The organism is uncultured Streptococcus sp., assembly GCF_963516575.1.
Taxonomy (GTDB): domain Bacteria; phylum Bacillota; class Bacilli; order Lactobacillales; family Streptococcaceae; genus Streptococcus.
Genome location: NZ_CAUQCP010000027.1, coordinates 17154 through 31239, shown reverse-complemented (window position 1 = coordinate 31239; position 14086 = coordinate 17154). Strand labels below are relative to the sequence as shown.

The window sequence follows — 14086 nt, the reverse complement described above, 5'->3', positions numbered from 1 at the left end:
ATCTCAATCACGCCTCCTATTAAAGTAGTTAGACCACTAACTTAATGACATTGACAGATTGCCTAGCTCTTTTTTATTTATGACTCAATTTCTTAGTTAAGAAATCTCCCAAGAATTGGATCGCAAAGATAATCAAAATGATAATGATGGTTGCCAAGATGGTCACATCGTGATTGTAGCGGTTAAATCCATAAGCGATGGCTACGTTACCGATACCACCAGCTCCAACCGCTCCGGCCATAGCTGTTTCCCCAACAAGGGAAATCAAGGTCACAGTCGTCACACGAATCAAATCTGGAAGACCTTCTGATAGGTAAACACCTACGATATCCCAGAATGTCGCTCCGCTCGCTTGAGCCGCCTCAATGACACCGCCATCCAGTTCAGCCAAGACAACCTGCACCTGACGGGCAAAGAAGGCAAAGACTGCAAAAGATAGCGGTACGATAGCCGCATTTGGACCAATGCTTGTTCCTACGATTAGATGAGAGAAGGGTGACAAGACTGCCAAGAGAATGATGAAAGGAACCGCACGGAAAATAGAGGTGATTTTATCCAAAATCCAGAAAACGATCTTATTTTCCAAGACACCACCTGGCGCTGTCAAGACAAGGAAGAGACCTGCAACAAGCCCCAAGAAACCTCCGATGATGAAGGAAAGAACTGTCATATAGAGGGTTAGGTAGATGGCTGTTCCCCAGCCTGCTTGACCAGCCCAGCCCATTTTATAGACATTTGGTAAATAGGTTTGAATCAATGATTCCATCTTACTGTCCTCCCTTCAATACTTTTAGTTGTACGCCTGCTTGACGAATGGCTTCTTGGGCACCTGCCAACGCTGCTTTTTCACCTGACAAGACCACCACCAATTCTCCAACAGGAGTGCCGTCGAGGATTTCAATATTCCCATAGAGGATATTAGCCGTTACTTGGTAACGCTTGTACAATTCATTCAAAAGTGGCTCGTCTGTTGAAGCTCCTGCATACTTTAGTTGCACCAAGAGACTGTTTTCAGACAAGTGTTGCACGATTTCTTGCTTCTCAATCTTGACCATAGCTTCATCAATCCCTGTAGCCGTTGAGATAAAGTCTTGGGTCAAAGGTTGTTTAGGATCTGAGAAGATTTCAAGAACACTGCCCTCTTCAATTAAATGCCCATCCTGCATAACTGCCACACGATTGGCGATGTCTTTGACAATCTGCATTTCATGCGTAATCAAGACAACCGTCAAGCCTAATTTTTGGTTCAAATCTTGCAACAAGGCCAAAATTTGCTTGGTTGTCTTAGGGTCAAGGGCAGAAGTTGACTCGTCTGAAATCAAGATTTTTGGATCATTTGCCAAGGCACGCGCAATGGCCACACGCTGTTTTTGTCCTCCAGATAATTGTGAAGGGTAATTTTCAGCACGGTCCGCCAAGCCAACCAAGTCCAACAACTTAGCTACTTTAGCCTTCTTTTCTTCCTTGCTGAGTCCAGAGTGTTTAAGGGCAAAGGCTACATTCTCCTCTGCCGTCTTTTGACTCATCAGGTTAAAATGCTGGAAAATCATTCCGATATCCTGACGTTTACGACGTAACTGCTCTGGTGTCAAGGTGACCTTGCCATCAAAAATCACATCATCGTCAATAGTAATTTTGCCTGCAGATGGTTTTTGCAAGAGGTTAATTACCCGTACAAGGGTTGATTTCCCTGCTCCAGAATATCCAACGATTCCGTAGATATCCCCTTCTTGGATGTGAATGGTCACATCCTTGACCGCTGTGATGGTTCTCTTCTTTTGGTGAAAAGTCACATCGATCTGATCTAACTTGATAATATCTCTACTCATAGCTTCTAATCAGCTCCTCTACTAATTCAATATGGGTGTAGTAATCGGCGATTCGCACGTTCTCATCTCCACCGTGGTCTCGGCTATTGGCATTTCCTAGACCGAAGGCCACCATTGGCACCTCTAGGGCATCAAAGACCGTATGCATTGGCCCTGTCCCAGCTGTAGTCGGCAAGACTGAAACGCCCTGTGGATAGAATTTCTTGGCCAACTCGATTACATTGAGAATGGCTGGTGCGCTCATATCGCTTCGATAGCTCATCTCTCCCAAGGTATAGTATAATTCTACCTTATCAAAGTCATTTTTGTCTAGCTGTTTCCGAATTTTTTCCAGAACATCATGCGGTTCTAGACCAGGAACCAAACGAACCTCTAGCTTGGCACTAGCTTCTGCAGGCAAAATCGTTTTGACTCCTTGTCCTTGATAACCTGACTGAATCCCTTCGATATTAAGAGCTGGCTCGAAAAAGAAACGTTTTAGAAAGGCTGCACGGTCCTCTTGTAAGAGAGGCAATTCCAAACCATAAATCTGGCTGATTTCCCCTGGATTTCGTTGTGCATAAGTATCCACCAAGGCCAATTCACGTTCATTTGGCTCTTGTACTTCTTCGTACAAGCCTTCAACCAAGATACGGCCATCTGCAGCTCGAAGAGACTGTAAGGCTTGAAGGAGGTACCAGGGAGCTGATTCCACAACCCCACCATAACTCGAATGGATATCCACATCAGCACTTTTTACCTTGGCATCAAAGGTTACAATCCCCTTATTTCCACCAGAAATTTCTAGCTGTTCCAAGGCATTTTTGGTCCCTTGTTCCCAGACCAATAAATCCGCACCACGGAGTTTATCCGCATGTTTTTCCAAATACTTATCCAGGTCTGTCGAAGCCGATTCCTCCGCACCCTCCATGATAAAACTAATACTGACAGGCAAATCATCATGGTGCTGCATATATTTTCTCAAAGCACTCAAACGAGCCGTGATATGACCCTTGTCATCGTCTACCCCACGCCCATACATGAAGCCATTGCGGACTGAAAGAGTAAAAGGATCTTCTGTCCACACCTGATCCCCATCAGCTGGTACAGTGTCATAGTGATTATAGAAAATTAGGGTCTTGGCATCTGGACGCGAACTCTTGAAATGCGCCATAACAAAGGGCGCCGTATAAGTCTCATCAATCTCCACTTCAGCCCCAACACGTTTGAAAATCTCACCCAGATAATTTGCGACTTCCTTAAGTCCAACCTGCTGGGCAAAGACTGATTTCTTAGAAATCAAGGTACGCAAAACCTCAAAATAATGCTGGGCTACATGATCCTTTTCAAATTTTTCAATTTGTTCTTGTTCGCTAGGAAAAACCATATTCTCTCTACCTTTCTATGAACTACTTTTTCTGACAATCCCTGCTCTATACAAAAGCAAGAGGTGGAATTCTCTCTCCCACCTCCCTGTTTCTTATTACCAAACTGGTTGATCCAAACCGTCTGATGTTTCTTCGATAACTTTTTTCACTTCATCTGTATGGTAAGCTGCAACAACTTTCTTGATAGCATCAGCCTTAGGTGATGATTCCCAATCTTTTTTCGCAACAATGATGTTGTACCATTGTTTTGAGTTTTCATCAGCTTGTTCTTTGAAGAGTGCTTTCTTGTAGTCCAATTTTGCTTCTGTAACGAAGGTATTGTTTACAACGGCAGCGTCAACTGATGACAATGAACGAGCTGTTTGGCTAGCATCCAATTCAGTGATTTTCAAGTTCTTTGGATTTTCTTTGATGTTAGCAACTGTTGCAAGAGCAGTTCCAGAAACATCCAATTTAATCAAACCAGCTGATTGAAGCAAGTAAAGCGCACGGCTTTCGTTTGTAGCGTCATTCGGTACAGCGATTTCTCCGTTTGCTGGGATGTCTTCTACTTTAGTGTACTTGTTGTCACTTCCATTCAAACCTGAGTAAAGGCGGATTGGAGAGATGTAAGTATCTGCAATCGCTACAAGGTCTTTCCCGTTTTCTTTGTTCCAGTTGTTCAAGAAGTTGTAGTGTTGGAAAGCGTTCAAGTCTACTTCGCCATCAGCAGTTGCCTTATTTGGTTGTGAGTAGTCTGTGAACTCTGTAAATTCCAAAGTGATTCCGTCTTTTTTAACCAATTCTTGGATTTTGTCCCAACGTTTTTCTTCAGAACCGCTACGGTTAACAGTTGCGATTTTAACGGTTGTTGCATTGTCTGCTTTCTTTTCTGAGTTTCCGCAAGCTGCAAGAGTCAAACCTGCGACTGTAGCAAGGGCTGCTACACCAAGCCATTTTTTGATTTTCATGATTCTTTCTCCTTAAAAATAATACCGTACTAGTATCTCACAATTTGTTTTATTTCACAAATTGTTATTAGATAGTCAGATATATAGTTTAAAACTATATCCCTAAAGACTCAGAAATCACCCATCTGAATCAGAATGGATGACTTCAAATAATTATTTAATATCAGCTTCTGCTGGTAGGTAAGTGTCTCCGAAGAATTGTTTTGACAATTTTTCAAGAGTTCCGTCTTTGTAGAGTTCTTTGATGCGTTTGTCTACAAATGTTTTCAACTCATCTTGACCTTTAGCAAGAAGTGGGTAAACGTAAGGTTGTTGGTCGCTTGGAAGTTCGATAACTTTCAAGTTGTCCAAACCTTGGTTCTTGATAACTGTTTCAACACCGATTTTATCAAAAATCTTGTAGTCAAACTGGCCATCGCTCAAGCGTCCCATGATTTGTTGGAAGTCAGCTCTAGTATAGTTAAGGACAGTTGGATTATCTGAGTGTTGTTTGTTGTAGTCTTCTAACTGTTTAGCAGATGTTGTCCCTTGAACAACTTCTGTTGATTTTCCACCGATATCATCAAGTGATTTGATGCTAGAGTCATCTTTTTTCACTACAAGAACGTTAGGGTTTTTAGCAGTTGGAGCTGCATAAAGGTATTTTTCTGCACGTTCTTTAGTGTAGCTGATATTGTTAACAGCCATCTGGTAACGATCAGCATCAAGTCCTGCAAAGACACCTGACCACTCTGTTTTTTCAAACTTGACTTCATACTTATCAGAGTCTTTAAAGATAGCACGAACTAGTTCAATCTCATAACCAGTCAATTCACCATTTTCTTCATAGTTAAATGGTTTTGGTGAAGCGTTAGTTGCAACGATAATTTCTTTCTTGCTAGCTGCTTCTCCTTCTTTCTTAGCACCACCTGAGCAAGCTGCTAGCACACCTGCAGCAACAAGCCCTAGGGCAGCAAGAGATGAGTATTTAACGATTTTTTTCATGTCATTTCCTCCAAAATAGAATACCTTATTATCTTATCAGAAAAAAAGTAATTATGCCATTATATGATATTTATCTCTGTGATAGATTTTCTTTATAGCCCATTTAAAATAGTAAACGTAGGACGGCAATCAAGACAACTCCAAAGAGAACTGTTCCGACTAGATTGCGGTAGCGAAAGGCTACCCAAGCCGTTGGAAAGACTGCTAAGAAGTCTAGCCATTTTATTTGAGGAAGACTACCAACCTTGCCTGTTACTACGCTTGAAAGAATCAAGGCAAAGATAATAGAAACGGGCAAGAACTTCAAAAAACGCTCAACGATTGCAGGCAAACCCTTATACTTGACCAAGATGAAGGGAATCATACGGGGAATCCAAGTCACCAAGCCAGAGAAAATAACTGCTAATAAAAGATACTTACTGACCATCTAAAACCACCCCCATTGTACAACCAAGTAGCGTCGCAAACAGAACAGCTAGTGACTGAGACACCACTGTCAAGAGTAAAAAGAAGGACACCGCAACAACTGCTAGGATAATGAGCAGATTGCGGACAGGAATCCGTCTTTGCATAATTTGGAATTGCGAAGCAAAAATGCCGATGAACATCCCAACTAGGGCAAAATCTAAACCAAAGATTTCTGGATTTGGCAACAGGCCACCCAGAGCCGTTCCGACTACTGTTCCCACAAACCAAGCCACATAGCTGTTAAGATTGTTTCCGTGCATCCACATAGGATTGACCTTGTCTGCATGGGCCAATTCACCCATCAAAACACCATAAGTCTCATCCGTCAAGATACTAGACATACCGATATTGTGCCAGAGACTAGTATGACGGAAATAGGTTGACGCATGCAAACTCAACAAAAAGAGACGCAAATTAATCAAAAAAACCGTCATAGCAATAGCTGCCACAGGTGCTTGAACCGCAATCAGTGCCAGCATGGCAAACTGAGCACTCCCAGCATAAACAAAGAGGCTCATCAAGCCCATCTCCACAGGTGTCACATAGGGCGCACCAATAATCCCACAGGCCAGTCCGATGCTGACATAACCAAGGGCCGTTGGCATGGCTGCCTGTGCCCCCTCCCAAAATCCTTTTTCTTTCATCTTTCTCCTCGTATTGTCTTAATAATACTCAATGAAAATCAAAGAGCAAACTAGAAAGCTAGCCGCAGGTTGCTCAAAACACTGTTTTGAGGTTGCAGATAGAAGCTGACGCGGTTTGAAGAGATTTTCGAAGAGTATAAGTAGGCTGAAAAGGCTCCATCCATAGCATGGACTATTATAACACATTCAGGAAAGAGAAAAAAGTCTGCTGATTTTGACCATCATAAAAAGACTGGCAATCCAGTCTCAAACATATATTATACAAATTCTCCGCTAGATACTTTCACGGATATTCAGGAGCATGAAAAAGGCAACTAGAAGAAATAGCAATAAAACAAAGCTAACTGCCAGAGTTCCAAAGCTAGTAGCAATGGTTACCAAAGCTATTGTAAATAAGCTAGGTAAAACAACCGTAATAGCACCGATAGAGGATTGAACTGCTCCCATTGACTCCTCAGGTATTTGTTTAAAAATGAGTTCCTGTAATCTAGGAGAGAGGACACCTGCGAAAAAGGCATCCAAGGTACTAAAGATGAGAATCCAGTCAAAACGAACTGTGGCAAATCCTACTAGAAGAAGCAACTGGATGACAAGTGAGGCATAGAGAGCTGTTTTTATAGAAATCGTATTTTTCAAATAGCCACTCACAAGACTTCCGACAATAAGGGCTGCTAATTCAAGAGTGGATAACAAGGCAAGAGATTGACCTGTTTGTAAATTCAAAAAGGGCTGATTCCTCAAAAACAGGGTAGAAACAGGAACTGTAACATTTATCACTGCTTGACTAATAGAAATAATAAACAAAACCAAGAGCACCTGATTCATATTCCATATCAATTTCGATGATTGGATCAAATGCTGGCAAAAGGATTTTACAGAGAGTCCTTCTTGATAGCTAATCGTTTTTTCTACTTTCAAGAGGTCATTTTTTATGAAGAGGATACCTAAAAATGCGATTAAAAAGGTAAGAGCGTTCAGTAAGGAAATAAACTGGATGGAAAGAATACCTAGTAAGACTCCTCCTAGAATATTACTGATTGTTTTCACTAAACTAACAGTTGACTGTTTAAATCCAATAGCTTCTGCCAGATGGTCTTGCCCAATAATTCTAATGAAAATTGGAGTGAGCATGGCGCCTGAAAAATAACTCAATGTGTCAGACAAGAGGTTAATCAGACAAATAAAGGTTACTAGCAACAAGGAGAAAGACTGCCCTGAAAGCGACAGGGACACTATAGAGTAAAGCAAAAATTTTGCAAAACTAATGACTGTGTATTTCAAGACACGATGATGTTGAAAATCCGCCAAAACTCCCAGAAAGATTTGTAGAACTTGGGGCAGGGTTTCTGAAATCGTGATGAGTAAAATCGCCAAAGGAGCAAAAGAAGCATCTGCCACATAATTCAAAAAGGCCAGATAAAAAATCGTATCCCCAAGCGTCGAAATCCACTGGTTGATGGTTAATTGCCTAAAATCTCTATTTTGAAGAAATACTTTCATCACAACTCCTTCATATCCATGTACTTAGATAACACATAAAGGTACTCTTGCTTATCTGCTTTAGAATACTTCACATAGCACTCTACTGTATTTAACAAAGACAATGCAACTTCTTTATATTTTCTTACTTTAAAATAACAATACAGTTCTAACAATGTATCAGCTATCCCTAGCATACCATTCCAGAAATCTGCATATTGAGCAAATTCTGTAATTAATCCTTCAGATAATTCTTTGATTAGATCTGTATACTTTTCAAAATCTATAAAAATCAAAGCACGAATAAATCCTGCTGTCCCGTTATTTAGATAAGGTGAAACTAAATTTGATTCTATCGGAACCATCCTACCATTATCTGCCACAATTAATTTTTCAATAATGATATTAATTCCATAATCAATAATATCGCAATCAAAGTCATATATTTTCATCAAAATAAGTAAGCCAGACAATCCATCTAGTCCTAAATTTTTTTCTCTATGCATCAGATGTTGCAGTAATCGCTGATTATTTTTAGCATTCTCATATCGTTGAAAATTGACTAGTTCTTTATTAATAATCTCAGTAATAGTAAAAGATCTTTCTGGTTGATCAGTTAGAACCTCATCTAAACTATGCAGGGATTCAATTTGATAAACATAAATTTCATTTAAATCTTTCAGGATATCAGATACTGTTGCATCCTTAGAAAATAGTTTTTCTATAATACTTGTAAAATTTGTTCTTAAACCAAATTCAGCCAATAAAGAATTTAAAATATGATATGATTGTGATAAATCGTCCATTGATTTTATATGCAATCTAGCCAACAAAAATAGTAGTAAATTCCCAACTTTATGGCAATCAGATACTTTGCCATCTATAGAGTTCCATTCCTTTAAGCTAATTACGCTATACAAACCAATAGCTGGTTTATTATCATACTCATAACTATTTTCTAAATCTACAAAGTAAAGTTTATTCTCTGATTTTATAAAATTTCCGGGATGTATATCATTTAAAATAATATTTCGACTATGAAAATATTCAACCAATTCTAATAGTTCCCTAGTAATCAATAAAAAACTTTTAAATTTCTTAGTGTTTAACTCCTTATTAGGCTTCTTATAGCTGACAATAGAGTATGCTTTTGTGTATTTTAATAAATCACTACCATCTATAAACTCATAAATATAATATTGGTTAATCCACTCTGTAACAGTTTCACGCACAACTGGAGTATGATCTAATAATTTTTTTGAAATTTCATATTCATTTTTTCTAAGTGTTTGAGTCTCTACCCCTCCAAAAGAAATAACATGAGGCCGACATTCCTTCAAAATATACTTTTTACCTTCTATCACTGAATCTACTTGATAGACGTTTCCTCCACTTGACTGTGATAGCATGGCTTTCAATCTATAATTTCTTGATAAATATGAATCCTTTATAAACGTATTCTCTTGAATATCTTGAATCCATTCTGGTAAGTTAAAATATGGTTTTTGATAGTCTTGCCATTTTTCTCCATTTGGTCCCAGCAAAGTCGGAATGCCTTTTTCTAAATACTCCAAATCTTCTCTAAAGAAGCCATATCTATAAAAAATCGTATTGGAATCTTTATAGGCACGATCACTTAGAATATAAATTCCCTCCATATTTTTAGGAATAGTTTGGTAAAGAAGCTCTAATAGATCAAGAAAAACATGGTCATTTTCAGGATAAATCGTAAAATATTTCCCCGAATTAACAGGAGATTCTCTAACAGAAAAATTATAGGCTACATCTTCTTCTCTCTATATATACTTATAAGATATCTTTCTAGCATCTAACAAAGGAGAAAGAAGATTATACATATCCTTATAATTATCAAACGTTGCTGATATATGAATTTTATAACCATAAATAGGCAAACTTTCTTCGTTTACAATTTTATATTTATACATTCTTTTCTCCTATTGTTATGATGATTTTTTCTTTAGCAATTACCTAAGTTGGTATTTCCTACATTAAAATTCCAAAACCATTATAAGTCTAAAAATAAACTTAATAATTGAGTATCTTTTACAATACTGTACAAATGATAGTTATTGTCACATCTGCAGACTGATTGAATCTATCTGATTCACGTGTTAATTCATGTACAAATGCTGTCATACGCTTCTCCTTTTCTATTTTATATTTCAATCCTGTAAGTAAAAAAGTTACTAAGGAATTTCATAAAACACCTATGTATTGAATGCCATAAAAATCAATTAGATTTTCAACAACAATCCTACACTCTTACTTAACAAGTTTGAAATTTTATTTGTAATCCACTTATGCGACCTAGGATTTGCTTCAAATGTCTTACAAGGACAGTATAACACGGAAATTAGCCTATTTTAGAAAATCGCATATTTGATATTTTTTCTTATAGAAATTTCACATTTGCGATTTTAGTAGATTTAATTATTTCACTGGTATAATAAAGTTATTACTAATGAGGAGTGGAGAAATATGAAGAAACAAATTTTAACATTATTGAAAATCGTTGCTGAGATTATTATCATTTTCCCGTTTCTAACTAATCGATAAGTTCTTTGTATTGCTGAAAACGCAATTCAAAAAGGGCTGTTAATTGTGGATTTTCTAATACTTGCAGAGATTGGATAAAGTGTTCAATCTCTTTTTGATTGCTTCCCTTAGTTTGAAGGAAAATGCTCATCTTCTTTAAAAACTGTCACAATAATTTCTCAAAAACATCGTATGGACGGAGCATACTCTCCAGCTCGGCTTCAAAGATTGGGATATAAGAAAAAAATTTGCGCTCCATGAGCTCTGAGATGATATTTAACAGCCCTTGTTTCATATACAGTCTATTATGTACCAACTCTTTAAATTCCTTGGATTTTTCGAGTAAGGAGGTTGATAAAAATATCAAATCTTGATTGCTTAGGAAAGGCATAGTATTGCAAAAAAGATAGAGTTCAAACCAGGTCCAAGATTCGATAGCATAGAGGTAGGTCGTCAAAAACTCCCTATCCTCCTCTTCTAGTGGGTAGCTTTTATCTAGTGAATGGATGGCATCTTTGATTACAATAGCATTCAAACGACGATAGGTCTGCGCCATCTGTTCTTGCTCGACTTCCTCCAACAGTTGCTCTAAGCCAGCAATATCTTGATGGGCAAAGCGATCCACAACCCTTCTACCAATTCGCATATGTGGAGATTCTTGATAATTGTTGAGCTTATGACCAAACTCATCAAAATTCATATTGATTCCTTGGATGGCTAAGATCAACTTGTCTGCAGATAGCATAGACTGTCCTAGTTCAAACTTGGACAACTGAGAGGCTGTTAGTCCAGCACAAGCCACATCTGACTGTTTGAGCTTTCTAGCCAAACGCAATTCCTTGTAAAATTCTCCTAATTCCATTCTCTCAATCATCTTACCACCTCCTATTTTTTATATATTATATCATTATTTACATTTATTTGTCAAAATATTCTGACATTTAAAAGAACAAAAAAGCCAGCCTTAAGCTGACTCTTTATTCCATGGTATCAAAAGCGAGGCTTGGTTTGGCATTGAGGTCCAAGCTTGCAAAGTTTTCTTTGTTCCACTCGCTGACGCTGGCATAGGCAATCATTCCTGCATTGTCTCCGCAAAGACGCAGAGGTGGAATGATAACCTTGACATCTGTGATTTCGGCTGCTAGGCGTTCTCTGAGACCTTTATTAGCTGCCACACCTCCAGCCACGACTAGGGTTTTAACAGGGTATTTTTCCAAGGCTTTCTTGGTTTTAACCATGAGAATATCCAGGACAGCTGCTTGGAAGGAAGCACACAAGTCCTCTGTTGCCAAGCTCTCTCCCTTTTGCTCGGCATTGTGGTGAAGATTGATAAAGGCAGATTTCAAACCTGAGAATGAGAATTCTAGATTATCCTCCTTAATCATGGCACGTGGGAAATCATAAATATCCTGCCCCTGATGAGCTAGCTCGTCAATCTCGCGACCTGCAGGATAGGTCAAGCCCATGACACGGCCGACCTTATCATAGGCCTCACCAACCGCGTCGTCCCGCGTTTCCCCAACAATCTTGTAATCCCCAGCCTCAGAAACATAGACCAACTCTGTGTGCCCACCGCTGACCAAGAGAGCTAGCAAGGGAAACTCCAAAGGCTCCACGCTCTGAGCTGCCATGAGGTGGCCAGCCATGTGGTTAACGGGAATCAGCGGAAGTCCATGTGCCCAAGCAAAGGCCTTGGCAGCTGACAAACCAACTAGCAAGGCTCCGACCAATCCCGGTCCATAGGTAACCGCAACAGCTGTTACGTCCTCTTCGGTAATCCCTGCTTCGGCTAACGCCTCCTCGATACAGGCTGTAATGACCTCGACATGGTGACGACTGGCTACTTCTGGCACTACGCCCCCAAAACGTTTGTGACTCTCAATTTGACTAGCAATGACATTGGACAAGAGCTCATTGTCGTTTTTTAAGACGGCGACACTGGTCTCATCACAGGATGTCTCAAATGCTAAAATATATCTATCCTTCATCTATTTCTCTCTTCATGATGATGGCGTCCTCGACTGGGTCATGGTAGTAGGCCTTTCGCTCAGCGATGACTGCCATCTTTTCTTTCTTGTAAAATGCTTGCGCTCGTTGATTTGACTTTCTGACTTCGAGGAAAATCTCCTTGTCTGTCGGCAATTGAGCAAACAAGGCTGACGCAATTCCCTGACCCTGATAGGTTTGTTTGACAGCGATTTGCAGGACTTCTGCTTCAAAGAGATTCTCCTGAACAGCTAGAAAGGCAATCACTTCCGCCCCATCATAAGCTAGAGCATACCAAGTCTGGTCTTGGGACAGGTCTGCTTGGATTTGTTCCAGCGTCCAAGGACTGACTGGGTAAATATCTGCCATAACAGCGTAGATGGCTTGAGCCAAGTCAGGCTGCTGTTGGATTCGTTTGATTTCTATCATAGACGTTTAATATAAGACTCACCAGACTCGGTGTGGTTCTTAAGCCAGTTTTCCTCAGCCTCAACACGTTTGAGGTAATTGGGCACAAAATCGTGCAAGGAGTCTGCTTCCTTATCCCAGGCCAAAAGAGCAAGATTGGCTGCATTAGGCAAGGTTTCTTTGAAATTAGTCCTTGGCAAGTGTTCTTGAATCTGCTCCACAAAGGGGCCAACTTCTCCGACAAAGGTTACCTGACTAGCACCTTTGATTAACTCGATGACTCGCTCAAAAGGTAGATGTGCTTCTGCCATGACAGGTTTGGCATTTTCATAAAATCCTACATAAACATTGTTGCGACGCGCATCCATCAAAGGAACGAACAAGCCTTCTTGCTGGTATGGCACCAGAGCCAAGAGGCTAGACATACCAACCAACTCGATGTTCAGAGTGTGAGCTAAGGTCTTGGCAGTTGCTACCGCGATTCGCAAACCTGTGTAGCTACCTGGTCCCTCTGCCACCACGATTCGGTCCAAGTCCTTGGGTGTCCAATCCAAACTTGCCATCAAAAAATCGATGGCAGGCATGAGGGTAATACTGTGATTTTTCTTAATATTAATCGTCGTCTCGGCAAGAACCTGCTTGTCCTCTAAAATAGCGAGAGAAAGAGCCTTGCTGGACGTATCAAAAGCTAATACTTTCATAACACATTCCTATCTTTTTGTCTGCTTACTATTATACTACAAAAGCTGGCACATGGGAATTTTCTTTGCCCCCAAACAAAAATGCCTATACTTAGCCCAAAAACTATTCGCAAATAAGATTCAAAAAAAAATTTCACTTTTCCTTTTCTTTTCCGAATATAAAAGTGAACAAGAAAAAAGGAGGAAAGTTCAATGACAAATTTTGACGTTCTTGACAATCAATTTTTATCCCTATCTGAAAATGAATTATCAGATATTGATGGCGGTCTCGCTCCCTTGGTTATCTTTGGAGTAGCAGTATCTTGGAAAGCTATTGCAGGTGGAACAGCACTTATAGGTTCTGGTTTGGCAGCTGGTTATTTTTTAGGAGGAGATTAATATGATGAAAGATTTGAACAACTATCGTGAAATTTCTAATAAGGAATTGCAAGAAATAAAGGGTGGCTTTGGTGTAGGTGTTGGTATTGCTTTATTTATGGCAGGTTATACCATTGGAAAAGACCTTCGTAAAAAGTTTGGTAAGTCATGCTAGATAAAAGACACATTTTTAGAAGGATAAATTTTATCTTCTTCATCTCTTACAGTTTTCTCAGCATTCTCAATAATTTAAACATTACTACTATCCCTTTACCAATTGATTTATCTGTTTGTATTGTTTTATTTTTATGCTTCAACTCTATTTTTGAACAGAGTAATGATCACCATAAAAATAAT

The 14086-nt window shown here is 39.4% G+C and carries 15 protein-coding genes and 1 pseudogene; 2 read left to right on the top strand and 14 right to left on the bottom strand.

What is annotated here, in order from left to right:
• Positions 1–73: 73 nt before the first annotated feature.
• The 14 genes and pseudogenes from RWM06_RS05990 to tsaB all read right to left on the bottom strand — a co-directional run bounded on the left by RWM06_RS05990 (position 74) and on the right by tsaB (position 13372).
• Positions 74–766 (bottom strand): methionine ABC transporter permease, encoded by a 693-nt coding sequence (locus tag RWM06_RS05990; protein ID WP_125455842.1) that lies wholly within the window; start codon positions 764–766, stop codon positions 74–76.
• A gap of 1 nt (position 767) precedes the next feature.
• Positions 768–1829 (bottom strand): methionine ABC transporter ATP-binding protein, encoded by a 1062-nt coding sequence (locus RWM06_RS05985; protein WP_313970462.1) that lies wholly within the window; start codon positions 1827–1829, stop codon positions 768–770.
• Positions 1822–3195, bottom strand: coding sequence for a M20/M25/M40 family metallo-hydrolase (locus RWM06_RS05980; protein ID WP_313970461.1), 1374 nt, complete (start codon positions 3193–3195; stop codon positions 1822–1824). The genes RWM06_RS05985 and RWM06_RS05980 overlap by 8 nt, the downstream gene beginning before the upstream one ends.
• Positions 3196–3291: 96 nt before the next feature.
• Positions 3292–4146, bottom strand: coding sequence for a MetQ/NlpA family ABC transporter substrate-binding protein (locus RWM06_RS05975; RefSeq protein WP_102210301.1), 855 nt, complete (start codon positions 4144–4146; stop codon positions 3292–3294).
• Positions 4147–4299: 153 nt separating this feature from the next.
• Positions 4300–5130 carry an amino acid ABC transporter substrate-binding protein gene (locus tag RWM06_RS05970; RefSeq protein ID WP_042901754.1) on the bottom strand — a complete coding sequence of 277 codons (831 nt, stop codon included), beginning with the start codon at positions 5128–5130 and terminating at the stop codon, positions 4300–4302.
• Between the two features lie 103 nt (positions 5131–5233).
• Positions 5234–5557 carry an AzlD domain-containing protein gene (locus RWM06_RS05965; RefSeq protein ID WP_023945155.1) on the bottom strand — a complete coding sequence of 108 codons (324 nt, stop codon included), beginning with the start codon at positions 5555–5557 and terminating at the stop codon, positions 5234–5236.
• Positions 5547–6242, bottom strand: coding sequence for an AzlC family ABC transporter permease (locus tag RWM06_RS05960; RefSeq protein WP_078135725.1), 696 nt, complete (start codon positions 6240–6242; stop codon positions 5547–5549). The genes RWM06_RS05965 and RWM06_RS05960 overlap by 11 nt, the downstream gene beginning before the upstream one ends.
• A gap of 273 nt (positions 6243–6515) precedes the next feature.
• On the bottom strand, positions 6516–7742 hold the full coding sequence (locus RWM06_RS05955; RefSeq protein ID WP_296171756.1) for an MFS transporter: 1227 nt from the start codon (positions 7740–7742) through the stop codon (positions 6516–6518).
• A complete protein-coding gene (locus tag RWM06_RS05950) occupies positions 7742–9295 on the bottom strand; it encodes a protein kinase family protein (protein WP_313970460.1) in 1554 nt (517 codons plus the stop codon). The genes RWM06_RS05955 and RWM06_RS05950 overlap by 1 nt, the downstream gene beginning before the upstream one ends.
• Positions 9296–9517: 222 nt before the next feature.
• Positions 9518–9667 carry a hypothetical protein gene (locus RWM06_RS05945; RefSeq protein WP_313970459.1) on the bottom strand — a complete coding sequence of 50 codons (150 nt, stop codon included), beginning with the start codon at positions 9665–9667 and terminating at the stop codon, positions 9518–9520.
• Between the two features lie 620 nt (positions 9668–10287).
• Positions 10288–11151: pseudogene (locus RWM06_RS05940) on the bottom strand (XRE/MutR family transcriptional regulator).
• Between the two features lie 103 nt (positions 11152–11254).
• Entirely contained in the window at positions 11255–12265 is a 1011-nt protein-coding gene (gene tsaD / locus RWM06_RS05935) for a tRNA (adenosine(37)-N6)-threonylcarbamoyltransferase complex transferase subunit TsaD (RefSeq protein WP_313970458.1), read from the bottom strand.
• Complete coding sequence (gene rimI / locus RWM06_RS05930; protein WP_313970457.1) at positions 12255–12692, bottom strand: ribosomal protein S18-alanine N-acetyltransferase; 438 nt, start codon at positions 12690–12692, stop codon at positions 12255–12257. The genes tsaD and rimI overlap by 11 nt, the downstream gene beginning before the upstream one ends.
• A complete protein-coding gene (gene tsaB / locus RWM06_RS05925; RefSeq protein WP_313970456.1) occupies positions 12689–13372 on the bottom strand; it encodes a tRNA (adenosine(37)-N6)-threonylcarbamoyltransferase complex dimerization subunit type 1 TsaB in 684 nt (227 codons plus the stop codon). The genes rimI and tsaB overlap by 4 nt, the downstream gene beginning before the upstream one ends.
• Before the next feature lie 192 nt (positions 13373–13564).
• Between tsaB and cibA the strand changes: the two genes are divergently transcribed.
• Entirely contained in the window at positions 13565–13750 is a 186-nt protein-coding gene (cibA, locus tag RWM06_RS05920) for a fratricide two-peptide bacteriocin subunit CibA (RefSeq protein WP_000180841.1), read from the top strand.
• A 1-nt stretch (position 13751) separates the two neighbouring features.
• Entirely contained in the window at positions 13752–13904 is a 153-nt protein-coding gene (gene cibB, locus RWM06_RS05915) for a fratricide two-peptide bacteriocin subunit CibB (RefSeq protein ID WP_000974047.1), read from the top strand.
• Positions 13905–14086: the final 182 nt, after the last annotated feature.